General features: G+C 71.6%; 28 protein-coding genes and 1 pseudogene. 15 read left to right on the top strand and 14 right to left on the bottom strand.

The annotated features are described in order from the left end of the window. The 5 genes and pseudogenes from PPSIR1_RS50570 to PPSIR1_RS37555 form a co-directional block, all read left to right on the top strand. A pseudogene (locus PPSIR1_RS50570) lies at positions 1-401 on the top strand (hypothetical protein); the annotation flags it as partial. Continuing rightward, positions 371-883: an SbcC/MukB-like Walker B domain-containing protein gene (locus tag PPSIR1_RS50565; protein WP_006976519.1), complete on the top strand. Its 513-nt coding sequence runs from the start codon at positions 371-373 to the stop codon at positions 881-883. The pseudogene PPSIR1_RS50570 and the gene PPSIR1_RS50565, both read left to right, overlap by 31 nt. A gap of 101 nt (positions 884-984) precedes the next feature. Next, positions 985-2,289, top strand: a complete 1,305-nt coding sequence (locus tag PPSIR1_RS37565; protein WP_157596394.1) for a right-handed parallel beta-helix repeat-containing protein — start codon at positions 985-987, stop codon at positions 2,287-2,289. A gap of 96 nt (positions 2,290-2,385) precedes the next feature. Further along, the gene (locus PPSIR1_RS37560; RefSeq protein ID WP_006976517.1) at positions 2,386-2,886 is read left to right on the top strand and encodes a 6-pyruvoyl trahydropterin synthase family protein; all 501 of its coding nucleotides are present in this window, start codon (positions 2,386-2,388) and stop codon (positions 2,884-2,886) included. Then, positions 2,883-3,611 (top strand): SDR family NAD(P)-dependent oxidoreductase, encoded by a 729-nt coding sequence (locus PPSIR1_RS37555; protein ID WP_006976516.1) that lies wholly within the window; start codon positions 2,883-2,885, stop codon positions 3,609-3,611. Before PPSIR1_RS37560 ends, PPSIR1_RS37555 begins: the two co-directional genes overlap by 4 nt. A 312-nt stretch (positions 3,612-3,923) precedes the next feature. Here PPSIR1_RS37555 and PPSIR1_RS37550 read toward each other — a convergent pair whose 3' ends face one another. Then, positions 3,924-4,583: a nucleotide-binding protein gene (locus tag PPSIR1_RS37550; protein WP_045117531.1), complete on the bottom strand. Its 660-nt coding sequence runs from the start codon at positions 4,581-4,583 to the stop codon at positions 3,924-3,926. A gap of 333 nt (positions 4,584-4,916) precedes the next feature. After that, on the bottom strand, positions 4,917-5,150 hold the full coding sequence (locus PPSIR1_RS50560) for a hypothetical protein (protein ID WP_006976514.1): 234 nt from the start codon (positions 5,148-5,150) through the stop codon (positions 4,917-4,919). A gap of 12 nt (positions 5,151-5,162) precedes the next feature. Here PPSIR1_RS50560 and PPSIR1_RS37540 point away from each other — a divergent pair, with 12 nt between their 5' ends. From PPSIR1_RS37540 to PPSIR1_RS37525, 4 genes are all read left to right on the top strand, one after another. Then, positions 5,163-5,912, top strand: a complete 750-nt coding sequence (locus PPSIR1_RS37540; protein WP_006976513.1) for a hypothetical protein — start codon at positions 5,163-5,165, stop codon at positions 5,910-5,912. A gap of 41 nt (positions 5,913-5,953) precedes the next feature. After that, positions 5,954-6,904 (top strand): immunity protein Imm33 domain-containing protein, encoded by a 951-nt coding sequence (locus tag PPSIR1_RS44990; protein WP_006976512.1) that lies wholly within the window; start codon positions 5,954-5,956, stop codon positions 6,902-6,904. A 19-nt stretch (positions 6,905-6,923) separates the two neighbouring features. Then, positions 6,924-7,982, top strand: coding sequence for a ribonuclease H-like domain-containing protein (locus tag PPSIR1_RS37530; RefSeq protein ID WP_006976511.1), 1,059 nt, complete (start codon positions 6,924-6,926; stop codon positions 7,980-7,982). A gap of 67 nt (positions 7,983-8,049) precedes the next feature. After that, positions 8,050-9,024, top strand: a complete 975-nt coding sequence (locus tag PPSIR1_RS37525) for a COX15/CtaA family protein (protein WP_006976510.1) — start codon at positions 8,050-8,052, stop codon at positions 9,022-9,024. An 11-nt stretch (positions 9,025-9,035) separates the two neighbouring features. On the opposite strand, the gene PPSIR1_RS37520 is transcribed toward PPSIR1_RS37525, so the two are convergent. Then, the gene (locus PPSIR1_RS37520) at positions 9,036-9,572 is read right to left on the bottom strand and encodes a cupin domain-containing protein (RefSeq protein WP_006976509.1); all 537 of its coding nucleotides are present in this window, start codon (positions 9,570-9,572) and stop codon (positions 9,036-9,038) included. After that, positions 9,569-10,396, bottom strand: coding sequence for a hypothetical protein (locus tag PPSIR1_RS37515; protein ID WP_006976508.1), 828 nt, complete (start codon positions 10,394-10,396; stop codon positions 9,569-9,571). Before PPSIR1_RS37515 ends, PPSIR1_RS37520 begins: the two co-directional genes overlap by 4 nt. 56 nt (positions 10,397-10,452) lie before the next feature. Between PPSIR1_RS37515 and PPSIR1_RS37510 the strand changes: the two genes are divergently transcribed. Next, positions 10,453-11,736, top strand: a complete 1,284-nt coding sequence (locus PPSIR1_RS37510; protein WP_086002029.1) for a tRNA nucleotidyltransferase/poly(A) polymerase-related protein — start codon at positions 10,453-10,455, stop codon at positions 11,734-11,736. A gap of 26 nt (positions 11,737-11,762) precedes the next feature. Here PPSIR1_RS37510 and PPSIR1_RS37505 read toward each other — a convergent pair whose 3' ends face one another. Both PPSIR1_RS37505 and PPSIR1_RS37500 read right to left on the bottom strand, forming a co-directional pair. Continuing rightward, positions 11,763-12,743 carry a hypothetical protein gene (locus PPSIR1_RS37505; RefSeq protein WP_006976506.1) on the bottom strand — a complete coding sequence of 327 codons (981 nt, stop codon included), beginning with the start codon at positions 12,741-12,743 and terminating at the stop codon, positions 11,763-11,765. Positions 12,744-12,775: 32 nt separating this feature from the next. Next, positions 12,776-13,720: an acetate--CoA ligase family protein gene (locus tag PPSIR1_RS37500; RefSeq protein ID WP_086002028.1), complete on the bottom strand. Its 945-nt coding sequence runs from the start codon at positions 13,718-13,720 to the stop codon at positions 12,776-12,778. A gap of 14 nt (positions 13,721-13,734) precedes the next feature. Here PPSIR1_RS37500 and PPSIR1_RS37495 point away from each other — a divergent pair, with 14 nt between their 5' ends. Next, positions 13,735-14,598, top strand: a complete 864-nt coding sequence (locus PPSIR1_RS37495; protein ID WP_006976504.1) for a hypothetical protein — start codon at positions 13,735-13,737, stop codon at positions 14,596-14,598. On the opposite strand, the gene PPSIR1_RS37490 is transcribed toward PPSIR1_RS37495, so the two are convergent. Continuing rightward, positions 14,564-15,412 carry a hypothetical protein gene (locus tag PPSIR1_RS37490; protein WP_006976503.1) on the bottom strand — a complete coding sequence of 283 codons (849 nt, stop codon included), beginning with the start codon at positions 15,410-15,412 and terminating at the stop codon, positions 14,564-14,566. The genes PPSIR1_RS37495 and PPSIR1_RS37490 overlap by 35 nt on opposite strands. After that, complete coding sequence (locus tag PPSIR1_RS37485) at positions 15,412-15,924, bottom strand: DUF507 family protein (protein WP_006976502.1); 513 nt, start codon at positions 15,922-15,924, stop codon at positions 15,412-15,414. Before PPSIR1_RS37485 ends, PPSIR1_RS37490 begins: the two co-directional genes overlap by 1 nt. A gap of 61 nt (positions 15,925-15,985) precedes the next feature. Between PPSIR1_RS37485 and PPSIR1_RS44985 the strand changes: the two genes are divergently transcribed. Both PPSIR1_RS44985 and PPSIR1_RS44980 read left to right on the top strand, forming a co-directional pair. Beyond that, positions 15,986-16,516, top strand: coding sequence for an NUDIX domain-containing protein (locus PPSIR1_RS44985; RefSeq protein WP_006976501.1), 531 nt, complete (start codon positions 15,986-15,988; stop codon positions 16,514-16,516). Next, a complete protein-coding gene (locus PPSIR1_RS44980; protein WP_006976500.1) occupies positions 16,513-17,103 on the top strand; it encodes a YcbK family protein in 591 nt (196 codons plus the stop codon). Before PPSIR1_RS44985 ends, PPSIR1_RS44980 begins: the two co-directional genes overlap by 4 nt. A gap of 26 nt (positions 17,104-17,129) precedes the next feature. Here PPSIR1_RS44980 and PPSIR1_RS37470 read toward each other — a convergent pair whose 3' ends face one another. The 6 genes from PPSIR1_RS37470 to PPSIR1_RS44975 form a co-directional block, all read right to left on the bottom strand. Beyond that, complete coding sequence (locus PPSIR1_RS37470) at positions 17,130-17,594, bottom strand: M67 family metallopeptidase (protein WP_006976499.1); 465 nt, start codon at positions 17,592-17,594, stop codon at positions 17,130-17,132. Continuing rightward, positions 17,584-18,612, bottom strand: a complete 1,029-nt coding sequence (locus tag PPSIR1_RS37465; protein ID WP_006976498.1) for a PLP-dependent cysteine synthase family protein — start codon at positions 18,610-18,612, stop codon at positions 17,584-17,586. Before PPSIR1_RS37465 ends, PPSIR1_RS37470 begins: the two co-directional genes overlap by 11 nt. A 66-nt stretch (positions 18,613-18,678) precedes the next feature. Beyond that, positions 18,679-18,954, bottom strand: a complete 276-nt coding sequence (locus PPSIR1_RS37460) for a MoaD/ThiS family protein (RefSeq protein WP_006976497.1) — start codon at positions 18,952-18,954, stop codon at positions 18,679-18,681. A 64-nt stretch (positions 18,955-19,018) separates the two neighbouring features. After that, on the bottom strand, positions 19,019-19,834 hold the full coding sequence (locus PPSIR1_RS37455) for a ThiF family adenylyltransferase (RefSeq protein ID WP_006976496.1): 816 nt from the start codon (positions 19,832-19,834) through the stop codon (positions 19,019-19,021). A 32-nt stretch (positions 19,835-19,866) separates the two neighbouring features. Continuing rightward, positions 19,867-20,841 (bottom strand): cysteine synthase A, encoded by a 975-nt coding sequence (cysK, locus tag PPSIR1_RS37450; RefSeq protein WP_006976495.1) that lies wholly within the window; start codon positions 20,839-20,841, stop codon positions 19,867-19,869. Further along, the gene (locus PPSIR1_RS44975) at positions 20,841-21,251 is read right to left on the bottom strand and encodes an RrF2 family transcriptional regulator (RefSeq protein ID WP_086002027.1); all 411 of its coding nucleotides are present in this window, start codon (positions 21,249-21,251) and stop codon (positions 20,841-20,843) included. The genes cysK and PPSIR1_RS44975 overlap by 1 nt, the downstream gene beginning before the upstream one ends. A 197-nt stretch (positions 21,252-21,448) precedes the next feature. On the opposite strand from PPSIR1_RS44975, the gene efp reads away from it, so the two are divergent. Together efp and PPSIR1_RS44970 are read left to right on the top strand one after the other, a co-directional pair. Further along, positions 21,449-22,006, top strand: a complete 558-nt coding sequence (gene efp / locus PPSIR1_RS37440) for an elongation factor P (RefSeq protein WP_006976493.1) — start codon at positions 21,449-21,451, stop codon at positions 22,004-22,006. A gap of 73 nt (positions 22,007-22,079) precedes the next feature. Next, the coding region (locus PPSIR1_RS44970) for an amino acid--tRNA ligase-related protein (RefSeq protein WP_006976492.1) at positions 22,080-22,832 on the top strand (753 nt) is incomplete at its 3' end.

Genomic DNA, 22,832 nt, shown 5'->3' with positions numbered 1-22,832 from the left:
GCCTCGAGCAGCTCGACGCCGAGCTCGCGCGCCTCGAGGCTCAGCCCGAGCTGTGGACGCCGCAGTGGCGCGAGGGCAAGCAGGCCGCGCTGAGCCGGGCCCGGGCTCGGGTCGAGCGCAGCGTGGCCGTGGCCGAAGAGCGCGCGCGCGTGGCCGCGGCTCACCGCGAGGCGCTCGAGGAAGGCGGGGAGGGGGAGGGGCGCGCGCGTCTGACGCCGACCAGGCCCGCGCGCGCCTCGAGCAGCTCGACGCCGACGCGCGCCGCCTCGACGGGGAGCTGTTCGAGGCCGAGCTCCGGATCCGCCGGGACGCCGAGGCGCGGGAGCGGGCGGCCGCCCTGGGTCCGCGCCTGCGCGGGTCCCAGCGCGACGTGCGGGTCTGGGGCCGGCTGCGCGAGGTGATCGGGAGCGCGACCGGGGACAAGTTCCAGAAGTTCGCCCAGTCCCTGACCCTCGAGCTGCTGCTCGTCCAGGCCAACGCCCAGCTGCGCGACCTCAAGCCCCGCTACTCCCTGGGCCGGGTGCCTCGCCACGACCTCGAGCTGCAGCTCGTCGACCACGACCTCGGCGACGAGGTCCGCAGCATCCGCGGCCTGTCCGGCGGCGAGAAGTTCCTGGTCTCGCTGGCGCTGGCGCTGGCGCTGGCGAGCCTGTCGGCCAACGACTGCCGCATCGACTCGCTGTTCATCGACGAGGGCTTCGGCACCCTCGACGCCCAGAGCCTCGACATCGCGGTGAGCACCCTCGACGCGCTCCAGGCCGAGGGCCGGCAGATCGGCATCATCTCCCACGTCCCCGGCCTGGCCGAGCGCGTCGGCGTGGAGATTCAGATCCGACCGCAGGCCTCGGGGCGCAGCAGCGTGCGGGTCGTCGGGCCGAGCTGATGGGTCATCGACCGAGTCGGCGTTGGTGATGGGCCACGTCGTTGGCCTGCGCGGAGGCGAAGGCTGGACGCGGGCGGGGAGCGGGGGCTAGCTTCCGCCGGATGCGACTTCTCCGACCTGGCCTCGTGCTCTCGTTCCTGACCTGCCTGACCACCCTCGCTTGCAAGCCCGCGGACGGTGACGGCGATGGCGAGCAGGGCGACGACGTCGGCGGCGAGACGGACACCGACGCCGAGGGCAGCAGCGACGAGTCGAGCACCGACGGCGACTCGAGCGACTCCAGCGGTTCGAGCGACGCCGGCACGACCGAGGAGGAGGGCACGGCCGACACCTCGACGGACGGGGAGTCGAGCGGGTCCACCGAGGACACCGGCACGGACACCGAGTCGAGCAGCGAGGACATGGGCGAGACGGACACCGAGTCGAGCTCCGAGGACACCGGGGAGACCGGGACCGAGGAAGACACCGGCGAGACGAGCACCGAGGACGGCCTGCCGCCGTGGGTGGCGGAGTGCGACGACGACCCGGCCAACCCCGTGATCTTGACGGTCATGGGCGGGGCCTCGGCCCACTACCCGAGCATCGTCGCCGCCGTGGCCTCGGCCAGCAACGGCTCGACCATCGAGGTCTGCCCGGGGACCTACTCCGAGCAGATCGAGGTCACCGTCGATCTGACCCTGCGCGGCGCGGGCCCGGACCTCACGATCATCGACGGCGGCGGCTTCTTCTTTGACCTGGGCAACGGCGAGGCCACCGTCGAGGACATGGCCTTCACCAACTGCAACGCCCAGGTCCCCGGGGGCTGGAACATCCAGTCGAGCGGGGCGATCAGCGTCGACGACACCTACAACGAGCAGGAGACCCTGACCATCCGCAACTGCGAGTTCTACGGCAACGAGGCCACCTACGGCGCCGCGGTCCACGTCGACGGCTCGAACAACGGGGGCAAGAACCCCGACATCTACATCGAGGACAGCTTGTTCGAGGACAACCTCGCCACGGCCGAGGGCGGCGCCATCGCCAGCTACGGCCGGGTGCACATCACGGACTCGATCTTCCAGGACAACGAGGCGCGGACCGGCGGCGCGTTGGCCCTGAGCTACGGCTGCGTGCTCGCCAACGACTGCGACATCAGCTCGACGATCATCCAGCGCAACCACGCCTCGGGGACCGGCCAGTACGAGGGCGGCGGGGGCATCTTCATCGACGACTGCGGCTTCAACTGCCTGAGCCAGCTCAGCGTGGTCGACTCGGACCTGGGCTTTGGCGCCCAGGAAGAGAACACCAACGCCGAGGACCTGCCCGAGGACGTGCTCATCAACAGCGACGGCCCGTGGAACGCCTACGGCTGGTACTACAACGGCGTGAGCTTCACTTGCGCGGGGGGCAGCTGCACGATGCCCTGAACCTGTCCCGAGCAGGGGCGCGTCAGGGCAGCTCCAGGGCGCCCCGCCGGTGAGGCGGTGGCGCCGCTGCCCCCGCTGGGGTAGAGGTGAGGCGACGTGGACGGACGCCTGACGACCATCGAGCTGTTCAAGGAGGACATGAAGTTCTCCGCGGGACACTTCACGATCTTCTCGGCGACGGAGCGGGAGAACCTCCACGGCCACAACTTCACGGTGTCCGCGGCGCTCACCGGGCGCGTGGGTCGGGAAGGCCTGATGGCCGACTACGGCGCCTTCAAGCGCGAGCTCAAGGCCATGTGCGACGCGTGGAACGAGACCTTCATGCTGCCCAACTGCTCGCCGCACCTGCAGGTCGAGCGCACGGACAGCGAGGTCCTCGCCCACTACGACGGGACCACGCTGCGTTTTTTGCCCCGCGACGTGACCGTGGTCGAGTGCGCCAACGTGACCATCGAGGAGCTCGCGCGCCTGTTCGGGGAGCGGCTGACCGCCGAGCCCGAGCGCCTGCGCGAGCGCGGGGTCGTGGGCGTGACCATCAAGTGCGCCTCGGGGCCCGGACAGTGGGCCTCGTGGGTGTGGACGGAGAAGCAGGCATGAGCGAGCAGAACCAAGAGCGGGTTGCGATCATCACCGGGGCGTCCCGCGGCATCGGCCGGGCGAGCGCCGAGGCCTTTTCGCGGGCGGGCTGGCGCGTGCTGGCGCTGTCGCGCAGCGCCTGCCCCGTCGAGGGGGTGCGCTCCCTGGCCGTGGATCTGGGCGACCCGAGCCTCGAGGTCGACGCCAAGATCGACGCGTGGCTGCGGGCCGAGCTGGGCGAGGAGCCGGGCGTGCGCTGCCTGGTCCACAACGCGGCCACGCTGATCTCCGACGGCGCCATGGCCGTGGACCCCGATCAGCTACGCACCGTGCTCGAGCTCAACGTCGTCGCCCCCACGCGGCTGAACCGGGTCGCGCGCTCGCACCTGGGCCCGGGGTCGAGCGTGCTCTACGTCGGCTCGACCCTCGGGGTCAAAGCCGTCGCGGGCGTGGCCTCTTACGTGATGAGCAAGCACGCCGTGGTCGGGCTGATGCGCTCGACCTGCCAGGACCTGGCGGGCACCGGGGTCCACACGGCCTGCGTGTGCCCGGGCTTCACCCGCACGGAGATGCTCGTCGACCGGGCCGGCGGCGACGAGTCGATCCTCGCCTCGCTGGGCGAGCTCTCGACCTTCGGCCGGCTCATCGAGCCCGAAGAAATCGCGGACCTGCTGCGCTTCGCCGCCGAGCACCCCGTCATCAACGGGTCCGTGCTCCACGGCAACCTCGGCCAGGTCGAGCGCTAGCCAGCCGCACGCTGCGCCCGAGCGCGGCCTGAGGGCGGTTGCTCGGTCGAGGTGAGCCGTGAGCCCGAGACACGAGCGCCCCCTTGAGGGGGCGACCACACGCCGTCTAGGAGGCACGAACACCATTGCCCACCGGCCCGAGCGGCGTCGCGGAGCGACGAAGCGTTCGAGGTGAGCCGTGAGCCCGAGACACGAGCGCCCCCTTGAGGGGGCGACCACACGCCGTCTAGGAGGCACGAACACCATTGCCCACCGGCCCGAGCGGAGGAGCGGAGCGACGAAGCGTCTCCGGCCGAGGACGCCTGCGGGGGCCTAATGGTGCAGGTGCCGAGCGGCGCCGCAGCGGGCCGACAAGGCCTCGACGGCGTCGAGGAGCTCACCGATGTCTTGCCCCGCGGGGCTGTCGGGGTCGTCCAGGCTCGCGGTGCTGCCGTCGGCCATGGCCTCGGCGTGGGCGACCCGGCGACCGACGCGGGCGTCGAGCACCGGCAGGCCCATGGCCCGCAGATCCCGGGGCAAGGCGGCGCCGATCGTCGTGCGCGTGTCGATGGCGTTGGGGACCACGGCGAACTGCAGGCGCGGGTTGGTCTGGGTGCGGGCGACCAGGCAGGCCTCGCAGGCGTCCGCGGCGGCCCAGGCGTCGAGGGGGCTGGGCCGGCAGGGGAGCAGGACCAGCTCGGCGACCTCGAGCACGGCGCCGAGGATCTCGGGGTCGCTCGGGGTGTCGACGACGGTCAGGTCGTGACCAAAAGAGAGCGCGCGCAGGCGCTCGGCCTGGCCGTGGTAGCCAGGGAGCGACAGCGTGGGCGGCGCCGCCAGGCCGGCGGAGAGCGACCAGGCGTGGGCGTCGGCCCGGGGGTCGAGGTCGACGAGTAGGGTACGGCGCCCTCGGGCGTGAGCCTCGACAGCGAGGGCCACGGCCAGAGTCGTGCGTCCGGTCCCACCCTTGAGGCCTGCAAGCGCGAGCAGCATGGGGGCAACGTAACGAGGCGAGCGGTGCTGTCCATTTTCTGGCGCATTCGGCAGAGAACTGCAATGGCTGGGTTGACCTGGCGGCAGTGCGCCCGAGCGGGGCGGTCGTCGCTGAGCTAGCATCGCCAAGATGGCGCGACGGGCAGCCCAGGGACGACTGGCGAGAAATCCTCTGGCGCGGTGGCGCTTCGATCGCTCGCGCAGCTCGGAGCGCGGCCGATGAATTCTTCGTCGAAGTCGGATCTAAACGCGGATCTAAATTTAGATCTGAGCCCGTCTACGGCCGCAGAACGGCCGATCGGAGATCGGCCCGTAGATGGCCGAGATCACCGATCAGATCGGCAGATCGCGGATCTCGGGGGATCGTCCGGCGACCCGATCTCGGGGGCGTCGAACAGCGATCTTGGGGGCGAGGATGAGGACCTCGTGTGGTTCGAGGCCGAGGCGCTCGCGGAGGCCTCTCGGGTCGAGCTCCTGGATCCAGCGCAGCGCGGTGAACGGGGCGATCGAGGGGATCGGTCGAGCCCGGAAGAGGCACTGCTCCGCCCGGGCCCGGGCCTGGATCAACTCCGCGCGAGCTTGGCCGATCGCGTCGCGGTGGATCTGAGCGCGCTCCCGGGCTGGCCCGGTTCGGGGCCGAGCGGCCACGGCTGGGGCGCCGAGCTCGGGGGGCTGGTGGGCTCGCTCGCGGCGGGGGACCTGGTGCTGGTGACGGCGGCGCAGCGGGGCGCGGGGCGGACGAGCCTGGTCGCGCAGCTCGGCGACGGGCTGGCCCTCGCGGGCTGCCTGGTGATCCTGGCCGTCGACGAAGCCCCGATGACCTGGCGCCGCCGCAGCCTGGCGCGCTGGCTCGGGTGCGACAGCCAGGGCGCGCTGCCAGAGGGGGCCGACACCGCCGGATGGGCCGGTGTCGGCGCGCGGCAGTGTTTCCTCGCTCTGGAGGCCCTCGCGCTGGAGCCGAGCGAGCTCGCCGCGACCGTGACCCGCCGGCGGCAGCGCTGCGGGGCGAGCGAGGGCCCGGCGGTGCTCGTCGTCGACGCCCTCGAGAGTGTGCCGGGCTTCGAGGCCGAGGCCGCGCCCGTCCTCGAGCGCCTGGCTCAGCTGGCCGCGCAGCTCGACGCCCTGGTCCTCGCCACCAGTGATGGTCCTGGTGCGGACTCGCTGCGGCTCAGCCGGGCGATGGATCGCCACCTCGCCGCGCGCCTGGAGCTCTCGCCTGCTGGCCCCGATAGCCTCGAGGTCTCGGTGGCGCACCGGCGCCTCGGCCCCCGAGGTCGCGTCCGGCTGCGCTGGGAGCCGCGCTGTGGGCGTTTGGTCGCTCCTGGCTGAGTCGCGGGCGTGGGGCAGGGAGCTCGCGCTACTCTTGGCCCGTGCCGAAGCCCTCCGGTCTCCGCCTCACGGCCGCCCTGAGCGCGCTGATCCTGGTCCCGGCGCTGTCCCTCGGCTGCCAGCCCAAGCCCACGGAGACCGTCCACGCCGACGCGGAGGTAGAGGGGGAAGGCGGCGCGGAGCCGGCGGAGGGACCCGCGGGGGCGACGCGCTACGTGCTGCCCTACGGCGAGGGCCAGGTCGTCGCCTACGCCGACGCGCACCTCGAGGGCGAGGTCCAGCGCCTGTTTCTGCTGCTCGAAGATCTGCGCGCCGAGCAGGTCGAGATCAGCACGCGGACGCGCCTGCCGATCGGCTGGACGACGCTGAGCTTCGAGGCGCCGGTTGCCGAGGGCCCCGAGTCGGCCCTGGGCACGTCGACCCTGGTGGTTCGCGAGCCCGACTACGACGGCGAGCCCGAGGACGCGACGCGGGCCGACATCTCCGTGTCCCTGGCGACCCTCGCCCGCCAGCGCGGCGTGCTCGAGCGCGTGGGCGTGGCCGGGGAGGCCATCAACTTCGACCAGCACGTGATGGCGATCCAGGGCGCCCTCGACATCGAGGAGGTGCTGCTGCTGCGGGTGGTCAGCCCCGGCGGCCGCCTGACGGGCTGGCGCCTGGCCCCGACCGCCGGGATCTCCGAAGAGGACGAGCTCGAGTCCCTCCCCGTCTACGCGATCTTGCAGGCTCGCCCGGCCCTGCTCGACGCGATGCTGCTGCCCTCGGGCTACATGGCCTACTACTCTGGCGATCAGCTGACCACGGTGCTCGACGGCGAGGATCGGGTGGTCTGGGACTGGCGCGCGGAGGGCAGCGACGCGGCAGGTGACGGCCTGGGCGCGCCCGTGGCCGGCTCGGGGTCGACCGAGGAGGTGGCCCCAGGTACGCCCGGTCGGCCGGGATCGGGGGAGGGGAGCGACAGCTTGCTGCCGCCCCTGACCCCGAATGAGTGATCTGGTATCCCCGCCCTTCATGGCCGCGCCTCCTCCCCACCTCGAGCGCCTCGCGGAGGTCCACGACGTCCCCGTCGGATCCATGCGCACGGCCTTCGTCGTCCTCCGCAGCCTCCGCCACGCCCTCGACCGCAACGGCGGCGGCTACTACGACCTCGTGCTCGGGGACGCGAGCGCGCGCATCCCCGGCAAGGTCTGGGGCGACGAGCGGGCCTACGGCGAGCTCGCCGGGGGTCCGGCGGGGGAGGGCGCCGTGGTCAAGGTGATGTTCAGCGTCGGCATGTACCGCGACGCGCTGCAGCTGACCGTCAAGCGCCTGCGCGTCCTCGACGAGTCCGACGAGTGGAACCCGGTCAGCGTGTGGGGCGAGGGCTGGGATCTCGTCGAGGGCCTGCGCTGCAAGACCTTGGTGTTCGACATCGAGACCGTGCCCGCCGTCGACCTCGAGACCGCGCCGGAGTCCGTGACCAAGGCGGTCCACCGGGCGGCGGATCGCTACGACGGCGACACCAGCAAGGTCATGGGGCTCTCGCCCTTTTACGGCAAGGTCGTCTCGATCGCGGTGGGCGACGGCGAGGATCCGGACGGCCCGGTGACGGCCCTGGTGGTCGCCCCGCCGGGCCGCGAGGACGACGCCTACCCCGAGTGGATCCGGCCCATGACCGAGGCGCAGCTTCTGCGCAGCTTCTGGCACCTCGCCGACTCCGCCGAGGTCGTCGTGTCCTTCAACGGCCGCGGCTTCGACGTGCCCTTTGTCCAGACCCGCAGCCTCATCCACGGCGTGCCCGCGCGGGTCGACCTGATGTCGAGCCCCTTCGCCCTGCGCCCGCACCTCGATCTCTACCGGCTGCTCGCGCCGAACCGCGGAAACCCGGCCTCGGCCTCGCTGGACGTGATCTGCTGGTCCCTGGGTATCGAGAGCCCCAAGGGCGAGATGGACGGCTCGCTCGTCGCGCCGACCTACGCGCGCGGGGACATCGAGATGATCGCGACCTACAACGTCGGCGACGTGCGGGCGACTCGCTCGGTCTACCGCCACCTGCGCGAGCACCTGCTGCCTTTCCGCAAAGATTGGTGAGCCTCCGGGGCCGCCTGGGGGTCTGGCTGCGGGCAGCTCGGGGGAGTACCTTCCTCCGCGGAGTCCCGTGTCCAGCTCGACCGCCGATCGCCAGTCCCGCTTCTCGACCTTCGCCTGGGTCGTGCTCGCCTACACCCTGTTCGTGATCGTGTTCGGCGCCTGGGTGCGCATCACCGGCTCGGGCGCGGGCTGTGGCCAGCACTGGCCGACCTGCCACGGCGAGGTCATCCACCGGCCCGAGACCGTCGAGACGATCATCGAGCTGACCCACCGGGTGACCTCGGGGCTGAGCTTGCTCGCCGTCGTCGGGCTCTTGGTCTGGGGCCTGCGCCGCTTCGACCGCGGCCACCCGGTGCGCTGGGGCGTGGCCCTGACCATGGTGTTCATGGTGCTCGAGGCGCTGATCGGCGCGGGCCTGGTGCTGCTCGAGCTCGTCGGGCGCAACGACTCGGCCTCGCGGGCGGTGGTCATGGCCATCCACCTGTCGAACACCTGCCTGCTGACGGGCGCGATGGTCGTCGCGGCCTGGTGCGGCGTGGGCGAGAGCGGGCGGCGGCTGCCCAAGCTCCGGGGCTCCGGGGCCAAGCTGGGCTTTTTGGCCCTGGGCCTGTTCGGCGTGGTCCTGGTCTCGATGAGCGGCGCGGTCACGGCCCTGGGCGACACCCTCTACCCCGTCGCCGAGGTCACCACCGCGGGCGCCAACTTGGCCGAGCGCCTCGCCGAGGACCAGGGCCTGACGGCGCACTTTCTCCAGCGCATGCGCGTGGTCCATCCGCTGCTCGCCGTCGGCACGGGCCTGTACCTTTTGTGGGTCGCCATCGCGCTCCCGGGGGTCGAGTCGCCCGAGGCCAAGGTGCGCCGGGCGGGCAACCTGGTCGCCGGCCTGGTCGTCGCCCAGCTGTGCGCCGGGGTCATCAACATCATGCTCTCGGCGCCGGGCTGGATGCAGCTCATCCACCTGGGCCTGGCGACGGCGGTGTGGATCGCCCTGGTGTTGCTGACCCTCGTGGCCCTGCACGGCAGCGCCCGCGCGAGCGCCTGACGCTCGAGGGCCTACTTGTTGCCGACGGTCGACCCCGGGCCGGCCTTGGGATCGACGATGGCGTCGTGCTCGACGAGGCTCCACTGCCCGTCGATGCGAAACAGGCGCTTGCCCAGGCGGGGGTAGTCGGCCACGTCGACGGCCCGGCGCTCGCCGATGACCAGGCAGCGCAGGGGCTCGTCGCTGGCGTTGTCGAACACGTGGGCCGGGCCGCCGGCGGGCAGGCCCACGAAGTCGCCGGCTTCGAGCTCGAAGCGCTGGTCGTCCAGGGTCACGCCGCCGCGACCGCTGAGCACGTAGACGGCCTCGTCTTCGTGGTGGTGGCGGTGGGCCTCGGTCGACTCGGCGCCGGGCGGGACCTCGATGAGGTGCACGCCGATGTGGCTCAGGCCCGTGGCGTCGCCGAGGGACTTGTTGACGCGCTTGCCCCTGGGGTTGAGGAAGTGGACCTTGGACACGCCGGCCATGGCCTCGATGGCGGCGGCGCGCAGGATGTGGCGGGCCAGATCCTCGCGTTGATCTTCGGGTTGGTCCTCGGGCTCGGTCATCGAAACCCGTAATGCCAGATCGTCAGGCCCAAGACGATGGCGGCGAGCACCAGGTGGGTCCAGCTGAACTTGCGGCGCGGACCGGGCCCGCCGCCGGGGGACTCGCCGGCGTCGTCGAGGCCACCAGGGACCACGGGGCCTCGCTTGGCGCCGGCCTCGGCGATGAGCTTCGCCTGGGCGCGGACCGCCTGCTCGAAGGCGTCGACGAGCTGCTCGGGGGTCGCGTCGGGCTCGCCCTCGATGAGCGCGGTGGCCAGGCGCAGGTGCTGGGGGTGGTCGGCGGCGAGGATGCGCGCGCGCAGGCCCAGGCCGCCGTCGACGACGAGGGCGCTGCGGAACACTCGCTGGGCGGGGCTGAGCCCGCCTGAACCAGCGGCGCTCGTGAGCGCGGCGGCCCGCTCGGCGATGGCGTCGCTGCAGGCCACCAGGGCCTGGGTGTCGGCCTGGGCCCCGGCGCGCTCGGAGGCCTCGGCGGCGAGCTCGAGGAGCACGGCCCAGGCCGGGGTGTCGCGGTCGAGGCCGAGGATGGTCGCGCACAGCTCCACGGCCGGGGCGAGGGCGGGGCCCAGCTCGGGGTGGTCTTCGAGGGCGCGGCGGCCGGTCTCCAACAGCTCCCCGTCGATGCTGTCGAGACTGGCGAGCTCGCCTGCGGCCTCGAGGGCGGTCAGGCCGGCGGCTCGGGTGCAGCGCTCGAAGGCCGCGCGGGCGAGGAGGCGCGCCTGGGCGAGCTCGGGGTCGGCCGCGTCGACGGCATCGTCCAGGAGGTCCAGGGCCGCGTGCTCGTCCTCGGTCACGAGCTCGGCGAGGGTGGGGCGCTCGCTCACCGAGGGATGATGGCAGACCGTGCGCGCGGGGGCGAGGGCGACTACCATGAGCGGCCATGCGCGCCAGCGAAGCTCTACCCCCTCCCACGAGCCACGACGAGGCCACGGCCCGGATGGTCGCCACGGTCATTCCGTCGGCGATCCTGGCCGTGTTGCGCACCCTCGACGAGGCGGGCTTTCACGGCGTGGTCGTGGGCGGCGCCGTGCGTGACGCGCTGCTCGGCCGGGACGGCGGCGACTGGGACGTGGCCAGCAACGCGACCCCCGAGGAGGTCATCGAGCTGTTCCCCAAGACCATCCCCACGGGCCTCGAGCACGGGACCGTGACCGTGCTCTCGGGCCGCGGCGAAGACCGCCACGCCGTCGAGCTGACGACCTTTCGCGGCGAGGGGGCCTACCACGACGGCCGCCGGCCCAGCGAGGTCCGCTTCCTCCGCGACCTGACCGAAGACCTCGCGCGCCGCGACCTGACCATCAACGCCCTGGCCTGGGACCCCGTCAACGCCGTGCTGACCGACGCCTTCGGCGGCCTCGAGGACATGCGCGCGGGGCTGATCCGGGCCGTCGGCGAGCCGGAGCGGCGCTTCAACGAGGACGGCCTGCGGACCATGCGGGCGGTCCGCTTCGCCGCGACCATGGGTTTCGCCCTCGCGCCCGAGACCGAGGCGGCCATCGCCGGCGCCCTCGAGGTGTTCGCCAAGGTCAGCCGCGAGCGCGTGCGCGTCGAGCTGGTCAAGCTGCTGCGCGCGCCCAAGCCCTCGCTGGGTCTCGAGCCCATGGTCCGCACGGGGCTGTGGGCCCACGTGCTGCTCCCCCTCGACGACGCGGACCAGGCCGCGGCCATCGCCGCCGTCGACCGCCTCCCGCCCCGGCCCATGCTCCGCCTGACCCGCCTGCTCGCCCCCGCGCGCCACGGGGCGGACGGGCGCGCGCGCATCGAGGCGACCGTCGAGGCCCTCAAGCCGAGCCGTGAGGAGCGGGCGCGGGTGCTCGCCCTGACCCACCCGCGCGTCGACGCCCTGGCGGAGGCGCTCGCGGCCGAGGACGCCGTCGCCGCGCGCCGCTGCGTCGCCGCGCTGACCCGGACCTACCTCGAGGACGCCGCCGACTTGCTCGAGCTCGACGCGGCGGCCCGCGACCGGCTGGGCGCGGCCCTCGAGGGCGCGGCGCTCACGGGCAAGGAGCTGGCCATCCAGGGCCGGGACCTCATCCAAGCTGGCGTGGCCAAGCCCGGACCGGCGCTGGGCAAGCTGCTCGCGGCGCTGCTCGACTGGGTCCTCGAAGACCCGGCCCGCAACCACCGCGAGGCGCTGCTCGACCAGGCCCGCAGCCTGGCTTAGCAGGCTGAGAGGGCTCAGGGGGACTCTCAGGGGCCCTTGCGCTTGGCGGCCCAGCTGATCACGCTGCTCGGCAGGCCCTGGTCGCACTGGTCCCCGGACATCGTCCACGACGGCCAGGCGACGAGGTCGAAGACGTCGTCGTCGGCGTCCAGCTCACCCTCGCTGTCGAAGGGGATGAAGTTGGAGATGCCGTTGGCCTTGAACTCGACGTCTTTGTAGTCCCAGGTCGCGCAGTCGTCGACGCACTCGGTCCCGTCGGCGTGCTTGACCTCGAAGCCGTTCTTGTTCCAGTCGCTGCCCCCGGAGCCGACGGAGTAGACCGGCTTGTTGCCGCCGCCCGGAGGCTTGATGTCGAAGCGGCTGTAGCGGCACTCGCCGTCGACCTCCTCGGCGTAGAGGCGGAACTCGAAGCAGTCCTGGGTCGGGACTTGGATCGGCATCCACGCGGGGTCGGGCAGGTCGAGGCCGACGGTCCGGACCGGGGCGCCGTTGCAGTTGGCGTTGCACCCACACTCGAGGAAGGTCAGCTCGGTGTTCGAGACCGAGTCGACGAAGCCGTCGATGTTGAGCTCGTCGCAGCTGGCCTGGTCTTCGTAGGTGATCTCGACCTGGTAGTCGAAGGCCTCGCAGGCGGGCGGGCCGGTCTCCGTGCTCTCCTCCTCGGTGGTGGTCGTGTCCTCGGAGCTGCTCTCTTCAGAGCTCGTGTCCTCGGAGCTGGTCTCGCCGGCGGTGGTCGTCGTGTCCCCGGTGGGGGCTTCCTCGGACGAGCCGTCCATGTCGGCCTCGTCCTCGCCCGTCGAGGTGGACTCGCTCGACTCCGTCGTGCCGGCTGAGTCCGTCGATCCGGCCTCGTCGCTCGAGCTCTCCTCGGTGACCTCCGTGCCCTCGTCCGCGTTGTCGTCGGAGCCCTCGCCGAGGCCGCTGGTCGCGGGGCTGCAGGCGAGCGCGGTCAGGGCGAGGGATGCGAGGCCGAGGCTCCGTGCACGTGTCGCGATTGTCGCCACCATGGGGCGAGCTTATCACTCCGTGCCGATCGAGATCAGAGCCCGTCGAGGTGCGCCCGCTGGACGATGCGGGCGTCCAGGGTCACGTACTCCCGGGCGCCCTCGGTCGGCTCGGGCAGCAGGCGGACGGGGTCGAGGCCGACGGCGAGCAAGCGCTCCCCGGTGTGTTGCATCAGCCCGTCGATGGCGAGGAGCAGGCGCGCCAACACGGTCACGTCCGGGTCACTCGCGCGGCGCCGGGCGGGGACGGGGATCGCCGCGAGCACGGCCTCGGCGAACAGCAGGGCGTCGGTGGGGCTCAGCGGCGATCGAGCCAGGAGCGGCTCCACGGGCGAGGCGAGCACGGCGTGGGCGTAGAGGGCGACGCTGCCCGAGCGGGTCCGCAGGGCGCCGCAGCGCAGGTCCAGGCCAGCCTCGATCATCTCGGCGACGACGACCCCGTCGAGGCGCGCGAGCGGGGCCCGCTCTTCGACGTTGGTCACGATCTCCGAGTAGGCGCGCTTGGCCGCCGCCGCGTTGACCACGTCGAGGACCACGGCGCCGACCTCTGCCTTGCGGCGCAGGTCCGGGCTGAGGGCCTTGAGGGCGACGGGGTAGCCGATCTTGTCGGCGAAGGAAGCCGCGCCGCTGGCCGAGGTGGCGAAGGCCTGGCGCGTGACCTCGATGCCGTGGCCGCGGAGCACGACCTTGCTCTCCTGATCCGAGAGCACCTCGCCGGCGCCCTCGAGCACCGCGTCGGCGCGCTCGACGAGCTCGGGGTTGGGGCGCGCGGGGAGGTCGCTGGTGTCGCGCTGGAGCAGGGCCTGGCTGGCCCGAGCGCGCAGCAGCCCGCGCTGGGCCAGGAAGGCCGCGGTCGGGATGCGCAGGGACAGGGCGGGGTCGGGGGCGGCCATGCCGAAGAGCTCGCCGACCCGGGGCAGGGGCCCGGCGCGCCTGGGCCCACAGCGCGCGGGCGTCGGCGTTGGGGCTCGGCGGGGCATCTTGGGGTGTTGGCGTGGTCGAAGTCGAGGTCGAGGGCGTCGCGGAGCAAGGCGAGGACGCCCGGCGCGGGGTAGCTGGGCCCCACGAAGCGCTCGAGCTGGTGGGCGACCATGGCGGCCTCGAAGGGCTCGGCCCGGGGCTCGAGCTCGACCGCGGGCACGCCCAGGGGGATGAGCAGCTGGCGGAGCTGGGCCTCGGGGGTGAGGGTCTGGAGCCAGTCGATCCAGCTCGGGTCGAGGGCCGCGGCGGGGACGTAGCCGAGGGCGCGGGCCGGGGCCTGGCGCAGACCCGGGCGGGCGCGGAGCCAGGTCGGCAGCCACCCTGGGGTGGGCGCGATGGCCAGGACGGCGGGGCGAGCGTCCTGCCGAGGCTCCGCCCCGCGGGTCACCGCGGCCTCGAGGGCGTCGAGCTCCCGGCCGCCCGGGGCGGCGAGCACGAGCAGCTCCTCGGCTCGACCGGGGCGCAGACGCAGCTTCGCCCCGGGCCCGAGCAGCGCCATGGCTCGCCGCCCCGAGCCCAGCCGGCGCAGCTCCTCGAGGGTCTCGGCGTCGTAGGCCTCGGCCGGGGCGGTCAGGATCAGCAGCGCGGGCGGCTGGTCCCGGAGGTTGCGCAGCAAGTTGGCCGGCAAGGCCCCGCACGCGAGCAGGGCGGCCCGGCTGCCGAGCTCGCGGAAGCTGCGGACCAGCCGGTCGTTCGGCACGGCCGAGACACGCAGGCCCTCGAAGGCCTCGGCCGCCGACTCGGCGATCAGCAGGGGCGCCGCGGCGTCTCCCGTCGCGGGCTCGCCCGCGGCGAGCACCGCCTCGAGAGCATCCGAGAGCGACGCCACCGAGCCCGGGCTCCTAGGCGAACATGGTCTTCCAGGCCTGGCCGTTGAACTTGGTCACGGTCTCGGCCCAGGGCCCCGACAGCACGAAGTCCGCCATGCCCCAGCTCGCGTCCATGGGCCCGGAGATGTCGCGCTCGCCGGTCAGCAAGATGACGCGCACGCCCGGCCCGCGCTCGAACAGCGTGGTCGGCAGGCCCTCGCCCTTGGCGTCGAACCACAGCAGCGTGGCCGAGTCGAGCTTGGCGAAGTCGAGCTTGTTGGCCTCGACGGGGTAGGCCCCGATCGAAGACGCCGCCTTTTTGGTCTCGTCGTCGAGCTCCTCGTTGGCGACGTACATGATCGACGGCTGCTCGACGGTGGTGGTGATCGAGGTGGCCGACTCGACGGCCTTGACCAGCCAATCGTCGAGCTCGACCTGGGTGACGTCGGCCTCGTACTCGGGCTCGATCTGCAGGGGCGCCTGGACCCAGGGCAGGGCGCCCGCGACCACGCCCACGGCGGCCTCGACGGCGCTGGGGTCCGCGACGGGCCCGCTGACCCAGCGCCCGACCATGGGCCCGATGCCAGCTTGGGCGAGCACGGATCCGGCCTCGCGGGTATAGGGCGCGAACACGTGCCGGGGCATGAGCCGGTTGAACAGCTTTTGGATGCCGGCCGGGCCGAGGAAGACGATCTGGTCGGCGCCCGCGGACGAGCCCTGGACGATCACCCGATCGTCGAAGGCCCCCGCGTCCCCGAGGCACACGCTGAGGACGGAGCACCCCCGCGCGTTGGCGATGTCGCGGGCCATGGACAGGGACACGAGGCTTCCGGGGTGGAGGCCGCGAGCGGTGCGCTGGAGGTAGACGACGATGTGGGCCATCAGCTGAGACCGTGCTTGCGCTTCACGAGCTCGAGTTGCTTGTGATACTCGATCTCGAAGCTGTCGGTGCCCTGTTGCAGGTGCTTGAGATGACGCCGGACCTCGCGGTCGAGGTCGTCGTCGTGTTGCATGTGCCGGCGCATGATGTCCTTGAGCTTGCGCCGCAAGGTGGCGTCGTCGACGTAGATCTCGTCGACCCAGTGCGAGCGCATGAACAGCTCGAGCATCTGGTTGGTGATCCAGGTGACGGCGTCGTCGCCGATGCCGAAGTCGGCCGCGTCCGCGAGCTGGCGACGGATGCGGTGGAGGTCCGAGTAGGCGAGGCCGCGGTGCTCGAGGGTGTCCTTGGCGCGCTCGGTGATCTCGCGGTTGGTCCGCAGGTACTCGCGCAGCACCGACTCGACGTCGTTGCGGAACTCTTCCTTGTTGCTCGTCTCGAGCTCGCCGGTGTCGACCAGTGTGCGGTTGACCGAGTCGACGATCGCCGGAATCTTGCTTGCGTACAGACGCATGGGTCTGGCCGAGGATAGGCGAGGGCTTGCACGCCGTCCAGGCTAGTGCCACAACGGGGCGATGGCCCAGGGCGAGCGGTCTCCCGAGCGGCCCCAGGCGAGCGACGCGGGGTCTCCCCGCCTGGTCGTGGCCGCGGCCCTGGTGTGGCTAGACCTCGATCCAGCCACCCTGCTGGTCCAGCGTCGGGCCCCCGAGGCGCGCCACGGCGCGGGCAAGCTCGAGCTCCCCGGTGGCAAGCTCGAGCGCGGCGAGGCTCCCCGGGCGGCCCTCGAGCGCGAGCTCGTCGAAGAGTGGGGGCCCGCGGCGGCGCAGCTCGGGGTCGGGCCCGTCGCCGAGGTGCTCCACCACTGCTACCCCCCGCCCGGCCCGGAGGTCATCCTGATCGTCTTTCACGTCGACGGGCGGGCGTGGTCTGGCCCGCGCTGGCGCGCGCGGGCGGTGGTCGAGGCCGGGGTCGAGATCGCCGCGTTCCCGGCCGCGAGCCTGCCCCTCGACGACTTCCTCGCGGCCGATCGGCCGTTCCTGGCGGCCATCGCTGCTGGCGAGGTCCGGCCGCCGCGGGCCTGGTCTGCGGGAGGCGGGGGGTCGTGAGCGGCCTGACGACGATGCTGCTGGCTGCGGCCGTGATCGGTCAGGCGCCGAGCGCGGACGCGCCCGCGAGCCAGCCGTCCAAGAAGGACGCGTACCTGGCCGCCAAGGCCGAGGCGGGGCAGGGCCGTCCCGCCCGAGCGCGCCAGCGGGCGGACCGTCCCGTGTGGGCTCACAACCTCCGCACCCACGAGATCCGAGCGCTCACTGGCCCCGCCGGAGCCGACACGGCCAAGGAGCGCAGTGAGTTTTTCCGTTGCTGGTTCACGCTCGAGGGCGGACCGATCTCTGCCGAGCTCGTCGCCCGTGTGATCGCCGCGGCCGAGCACTTCGAGGTCCGCGAGGTCCGCGTGATCTCGGGCTTTCGCCACCCCAAGTACAACCTCTCCCTGCGCAAGAAGGGCCGCGAGGTCGCCGAGCGCAGCCAACACACCGAGGCCAAGGCCATCGATTTTTTCCTCCCGGGGGTCGACACGCGGGCCCTCTACGACTGGCTGCTCGACACCCACGACGGCGGGGTCGGCTTTTACCCGGTCAGCGAGTTCGTCCACGTCGACCTGGGCCGCAAGCGGACCTGGAAGGGCACCTGACCTGGCCTCGCGCCGACAGCTGGCGCTCAGCCGCGCTCGCCGGGGAAGCGGGCGACCTCGACGAAGGCCTGGCCCTCGCGGCGGAACAGCACGGCTCCGGCGACGTGGTCCTCCTGGCAGTCGACCACGAGGTAGTCCACGGCCCAGCCCGCGCTCAGGGCCGCCCGCGTGTCTTCCTCGGAGAAGTAGGCGCCCACGCGCGGGTGCGAGTGGTAGATGATCGTCGCCGGGGTCTCGCCGTCGAAGCTGTCCGCGAGGCGCCGCGTGTCCTTGGCCCCGAACATGTAGGCCCGCTCGGCCGTGCGCGGGAAGGTCTCGGGATCGACGGCGTGGTACTTGTCCTGCCAGTTCTCGCACTCGACGAGCTGCGCCGGGGCGTCTCCAGAGGCGCCGAGGATGAAGCCGCAGCACTCTTTGGGGAAGGTCGCCTGGGCGTGGCGGTAGATGGACGCGAGGTGCTCTGGGCGGATCGCGGGGACGCTACCAGACATAGTGCTTTTCCCACTGCAGGGGTACGAAGTAGCGGTCGCCCCGGTCGCACAGCACCGTGACCACGACGCCGGACTGCCCGGCCTCGGCGAGCTCCCGACCCACGCGCAAGGCCGCGGCGACGTTGGCCCCGCTCGAGTGCCCGACGAACAGGCCCTCTCGCTCCGCGAGGCGGTCGGCCATGTCCCAGCCTTCGTCCGTGGGCATCCAGATCGTGTCGTCGATGACGCTGGGATCGTAGATGCCCGGGACCAGGCTGCTGGGCAGGTGCTTGAGGCCCTCGAGGCCGTGCATGCCGTCGTCGGGCTGCATGGCGATGCACTTGACCGGGCGGCGCACGGCCTCGCCGAGCTCGCGCAGGCGCCGAGAGGTGCCCATGACCGTCCCGCTCGTGCCGATGCCGGTCACGAAGTGCGTCACGCGTCCCTGGGTCTGCTTCCAGATCTCGACCCCGGTGCCGTGGTAGTGGGCCAGGGGGTTACTCGGGTTCGCGTACTGGTTGGGGTAGTAGTAGCGATCGGGGTGCTTGGCGACGAGCTCGCGGGCGAGCACGATGGCCCCGTCGCTGCCCTCCATGGGGTCGGAGTAGATGAGCTCCGTGCCGTAGGCGGAGGTCACCTGCTTGCGCGGCTCGGACACGTTCTCGGGCATCACCAGGGTCACCGGGACGCCCAGGGCCGCGCCGACCATGGAGTAGGCGATGCCCGTGTTGCCGCTGGTGCTGTCGATGAGCCGCTTGCCCGCGAGCACGCCCCGGCTCAGGGCGTCCTGCATCATGCGGAGCGCGGGTCGATCCTTGACCGAGCCCGCCGGGTTGGCGAACTCGCACTTGGCCCACAGCTCGACCCCCGGACAGTCGCGCTCGATGTGGTGCAGGCGGACCAGCGGCGTGTTGCCGATGAGGTCCGTGATGCGATCGACCCGCTTGGGTCGGACCAGCGCGTCCAGGGCCAGCTGCTCGACTGCCGTCGGCGTCAGCGGGGCCAGGCGTGGGCGGATGTCTCCGAGCTTGGCGGACATGGTCCTGCTCCGATTCCAATTCCAAGGCGGGCCTCGCCGCGGGGGCGAGGCCCGAACCAGGCGGGCCTAGAGGCCGCCCGCGATCGCCGGGATGATGCTGACCTCGTCGCCGTCCTTGACCGGCGTCTCGAGGCCGTCGAGGAAGCGGATGTCCTCGTCGCCGACGAAGATGTTGACGAAGCGCCGGACGGCCCCCTTGGGGTCGCGGATGCGCTCGCCGATGCCGCCGTGCTTCGCGTCGAGGTTGTCGAGGAGTTGGCCGACGTTCGCTCCAGCGATGTCGACCTCCTCCTTGCCCTCGGTGTATTTACGAAGCGGAGTGGGAATACGGACGGTTGCCATGAAATGTCTGCTCCTGAGTCCTCGGCTGTCCCTACGCGGCGCGCCGCGGGATGTTGCGGAAGGTCTAGCAGAGCTCGCCGTGGTGGCGACAGCCTTTCCGCGGAGTGGGTTCTAGCCGTTGAATTCGGGTGTTTAGCAGATCGAAGTGGATCAGCATACCCGCGCCTGCGCGGCTCGACTCACGACCACTCGTGGATTCCGCGGATAATGACGGCTGTTCGCTGGTTAATTTATGGTCGAAGCCCCCACCGCTCGCAGTGTTTACTTTGTCAGGCGGGCTGCCGGGTAAACTGCTGGCGACGCTCAGGGCGAGGGTGGCCATCCACTGTCCGACCACGCCGGCGGCGGCACCGATGACGCCGACGGCCGCACAAGCGGGGGCGAGCTCGCGGGGCGGGGGCTCCTCGAACAGGCAGCGGTAGCAGGGCAGCTCGGGTCGGCGGGGGTCCACGGCCATGGCCTGCCCGCGCCACCCGACCACGCCGCCGACGACGACGGGGACCGACGCGGCCACGCACGCGTCGTGGACGGCGAACTTCAGCCGCGGGTTGTCGCTGCACTCGAGCACGACGAGCTCCTCGCTGGCGTCGGTGGGCGCTGCGTCGAGGAGCTCGGCGAGCAGGGTGGGGGAGTCGGGGTCGAGGCGCCGCGCGAGGGTCCTGGCCTCGACCTCGCGGTCGCGGCTGGCGAGGGTCCACGCCGCGCACTGGGCCTTGCTCGCCCCGAGCTCCGCGACGCTGTACAGCACCTGGCGCTGGAGGTTGGACAGGTCGACGGCGTCGTCGTCGACGATCAGCACACGCCGCGCGCCCCCAGCTTGCAGACCCATGAGCGCGGGGCAGCCGAGGCCGCCCGCGCCGATGACCACGAAGCAGGTCATGTCCTTCCCGGGTGGAGCAGCGAGCGAGGCGGTCAGCGGCGGCGCTGGCCGTCCTCGGTGAAGTAGGCGTCGAGGCTGAAGTAGCGCTCGCCGGTGTCGCACAGCACCGTGACCACGTTCTTGCCGGGGCCGAGCTCCCTGGCCAGGTCGATCGCCGCGCACATCGAGGCGCCCGCCGAGATGCCCACGAGCAAGCCCTCCTTGTGGGCCAGCTCGCGACGCATGCGGTAGGCGTCGGCGTCACGGATGCGAGCGACGCGGTCGTAGATCTTGGTGTCGAGCACGCCCGGCACGAAGCCCGCGCCGATGCCCTGAATCTTGTGGGGCCCCGGGATGTCGCCGGACAGCACCGCGCTGTTGTCGGGCTCGACGGCGACGATGGTCACCTCGGGGTTGTGCTCGCGCAGCACCTTGCCGACGCCCGTCACCGTCCCGCCCGTGCCGACGCCGGTCACGAAGCCGTCGATGCTCAGGTCGCCCAGCTCCCGCATCTGCTCGATGAGCTCCGGCCCCGTCGTGGACACGTGGACCGCCGGGTTGGCCGGGTTCTCGAACTGCTGGAGCATGTAGTGGTTGGGCTCTTGGCACAGCTCCTGTGCCAGGGAGACGGCGCCCTCCATGGTCCGGTCCTCGGGCGTCAGCACGATCTCGGCCCCGTAGGCCGACAACAGCTTGCGCCGCTCGAGGCTCATGGACTCCGGCATGGTCAGGATCAGGCGGTAGCCCTTGACCGCGCACACCAGCGCGAGCCCAATCCCCGTGTTGCCCGAGGTGGGCTCGACCAGGGTGCTCTCCCCGGGTCGAATCTTCCCCTCGCGCTCCGCCGCCTCGATCATCGCCAAGGCGATGCGATCCTTGACGGAGCCGCCAGGGTTGAGCATTTCGGCCTTGCCCCAGATGGCCGCGGCCTCCTCGGTGTCGGGAGCGACCCGCTGGATGCGAACGAGCGGTGTGTGCCCGATCAGCTCGAGGATGTTGTGGACGCGATGGGGGCGATCGTTGGCCATTAGATCACATAGTCAGCCGCATGGCGGCGGTTGCGCTCGCGTGCCTCGCCGATCAGCTGCTCGAGGTTCAAGGCGCCGACCGCGGCCTCGAAGCGCTCGTCCACGGAGCTCTCGACGAGACGAGTGATCTCGTCTTGGGACTCGCCGGTGGCGGTGCTGCTGGTCGTGGTCAACACGTTGATGACGTCGGCGACGGCGATCTCCGAGGCAGGCTTGGCGAGGCGGTATCCCCCACGGGGGCCGCGTTTTCCAACCACGAAGCCGGCTTTGCGCAATTCACCGATGATTTCTTCGAGGTAGCGCGAGGGAATGCCCTGCTGCTCGGCGATGACGTGGGCGCTAGCGTAACCGCGATACGCCACATGGCAAAGGGCCCGGAGGCCATATCGAACTTTAGTAGTGATGCGCATGTCTTTACCCGGTGACCCTTCGTGTAACCGCCAGCGAAGTTGCCACGAAGCACCGCAAAACACCAGACCCAAGGTCAAAAAAACAGCATTAACCCCGTATCATACGGTTTATTTGAATGGTCCGGTTGTTCACGTGCATTCGCCGGGAGCGCCCCGCTTGACACCCATGACTCGTGGGAGATAGGCAGCCTCCGCCAATGGACGTCTCTGACCTCAAGAAGAACGTGAAGCTCGAGATCGACGGACAGCCCTGGATTGTCGCGGACTTCCAGTTCGTGAAGCCGGGCAAGGGGCAGGGCCTCTACAAGTGCAAGATCAAGAACATGGTCACGGGCGCGGTCGTCGATCGCACCTGGCGGTCGGGCGAGAAGCTGACCGCGGCGAACGTCGAGTCGCGCACCTACCAGTACTTGTACCCGGGCGCCGACAGCTTCACCTTCATGGACAACGCGACCTACGAGCAGGTCGAGATCGATGAGAAGACCATCGGCACGGACGCCCGCTTCCTGATGGACAACCTCGAGGTCGACATCCTGTTCTACAACGAGCGCCCCGTGGGCGTGACCCTGCCCAGCCACGTGGTCATGTCCGTCAGCGAGTGCGAGCCGGGGGTCAAGGGCGACACGGCCACGGGCGCGACCAAGGGCGCGACCATGGAGACCGGCTACGAGGTACAGGTCCCCCTGTTCATCAAGGTCGGCGATCGCCTCAAGATCGACACGCGCACCGGCAGCTACGTCGAGCGCGTCAACTAGAGCCGCCTCTGGTGGACCCAACGACCCCGCTCGCCGAGTCCTCGGCGGCGGGGTCCGTCGCGACGACGCATCGATGACCACGACCTCCGCCGACTTGCCCTCGCTGCCCTGGGCCGTCCGCGTCGAGCTGTGGGACGCGGCGCTCGAGGCCGTGCGCACGACCTTGCGAGGCGGAGGCATGCGCGAGGTCAGCACGCCGATCCGCGGGCCCGAGGTCGCCATCGAGCCGTGGATCGAGCCGATCGTCGCGGGCCGGGGGCGCTACCTGGCGACGAGCCCCGAGCTGGCGATGAAGGGCCTGCTCGCCCGCGGCGCGCCCTCGATGTTCCAGATCGCGCACGTGTTCCGAGCCGCAGAGATCGGCGCGCAGCACAGCGAGGAATTCCACCTGATCGAGTGGTACCGAAGTCCGGGGCAATTGCCCGACGTCCAGGGCGACGTGGAGGCCGTCATCGAGGCCGTCTTCGCGGCCGTGGCCTCGGTGCTCGCCGGGGATGCCCGCTGGGACGCGCTCCGACAGCGAGCAGCGGCGAGCAGGCCCGCGCGCTGGCGACGGGTGAAAACCCTCGATCTGCTAGGGGAAACCCTTGGGATCGAATTGGCCGGAAACGAGCCCGCAGAGGTGCTTTTGAGGCCGTTGAGCCATGTAAGGGCTCGCGCCGGCGTGGGTTTGCACGAGCGTGAGGACGCGGGAAAACACGCCGGGGGAGGCACCCCCGCAGCTCCCCCCGAGCCCGGCCCCGAGCCCGACCCGGAGCTCGAGCGCCTCGAGGCGTGGACGGAGCTGTTCAGCCTGTGGTCGGACCTCTACCTCGATCCCTGGTTG

The sequence above is a fragment of the Plesiocystis pacifica SIR-1 genome, assembly GCF_000170895.1.
In the GTDB taxonomy this organism is placed as follows: Bacteria; Myxococcota_A; Polyangia; order Nannocystales; family Nannocystaceae; genus Plesiocystis; species Plesiocystis pacifica.
The sequence above is the reverse complement of the archived record's forward strand: the minus strand, read 5'-3'. Positions and strand labels throughout refer to the sequence as shown.

What these genes read in the sequence shown, in the direction of transcription:
- PPSIR1_RS37565 (WP_157596394.1), top strand. Translation starts at nt 985, where the DNA reads ATGCGACTTCTCCGACCTGGCCTCGTGCTCTCGTTCCTGACCTGCCTG.
- PPSIR1_RS37555 (WP_006976516.1), top strand. Translation starts at nt 2,883, where the DNA reads ATGAGCGAGCAGAACCAAGAGCGGGTTGCGATCATCACCGGGGCGTCC.
- PPSIR1_RS37550 (WP_045117531.1), bottom strand. Translation starts at nt 4,583, where the DNA reads ATGCTGCTCGCGCTTGCAGGCCTCAAGGGTGGGACCGGACGCACGACT.
- PPSIR1_RS37530 (WP_006976511.1), top strand. Translation starts at nt 6,924, where the DNA reads ATGGCCGCGCCTCCTCCCCACCTCGAGCGCCTCGCGGAGGTCCACGAC.
- PPSIR1_RS37520 (WP_006976509.1), bottom strand. Translation starts at nt 9,572, where the DNA reads ATGACCGAGCCCGAGGACCAACCCGAAGATCAACGCGAGGATCTGGCC.
- PPSIR1_RS37510 (WP_086002029.1), top strand. Translation starts at nt 10,453, where the DNA reads ATGCGCGCCAGCGAAGCTCTACCCCCTCCCACGAGCCACGACGAGGCC.
- PPSIR1_RS37505 (WP_006976506.1), bottom strand. Translation starts at nt 12,743, where the DNA reads ATGGTGGCGACAATCGCGACACGTGCACGGAGCCTCGGCCTCGCATCC.
- PPSIR1_RS37500 (WP_086002028.1), bottom strand. Translation starts at nt 13,720, where the DNA reads ATGCCCCGCCGAGCCCCAACGCCGACGCCCGCGCGCTGTGGGCCCAGG.
- PPSIR1_RS37490 (WP_006976503.1), bottom strand. Translation starts at nt 15,412, where the DNA reads ATGGCCCACATCGTCGTCTACCTCCAGCGCACCGCTCGCGGCCTCCAC.
- PPSIR1_RS37485 (WP_006976502.1), bottom strand. Translation starts at nt 15,924, where the DNA reads ATGCGTCTGTACGCAAGCAAGATTCCGGCGATCGTCGACTCGGTCAAC.
- PPSIR1_RS44985 (WP_006976501.1), top strand. Translation starts at nt 15,986, where the DNA reads ATGGCCCAGGGCGAGCGGTCTCCCGAGCGGCCCCAGGCGAGCGACGCG.
- PPSIR1_RS37470 (WP_006976499.1), bottom strand. Translation starts at nt 17,594, where the DNA reads ATGTCTGGTAGCGTCCCCGCGATCCGCCCAGAGCACCTCGCGTCCATC.
- PPSIR1_RS37465 (WP_006976498.1), bottom strand. Translation starts at nt 18,612, where the DNA reads ATGTCCGCCAAGCTCGGAGACATCCGCCCACGCCTGGCCCCGCTGACG.
- PPSIR1_RS37460 (WP_006976497.1), bottom strand. Translation starts at nt 18,954, where the DNA reads ATGGCAACCGTCCGTATTCCCACTCCGCTTCGTAAATACACCGAGGGC.
- PPSIR1_RS37455 (WP_006976496.1), bottom strand. Translation starts at nt 19,834, where the DNA reads ATGACCTGCTTCGTGGTCATCGGCGCGGGCGGCCTCGGCTGCCCCGCG.
- cysK (WP_006976495.1), bottom strand. Translation starts at nt 20,841, where the DNA reads ATGGCCAACGATCGCCCCCATCGCGTCCACAACATCCTCGAGCTGATC.
- PPSIR1_RS44975 (WP_086002027.1), bottom strand. Translation starts at nt 21,251, where the DNA reads ATGCGCATCACTACTAAAGTTCGATATGGCCTCCGGGCCCTTTGCCAT.
- efp (WP_006976493.1), top strand. Translation starts at nt 21,449, where the DNA reads ATGGACGTCTCTGACCTCAAGAAGAACGTGAAGCTCGAGATCGACGGA.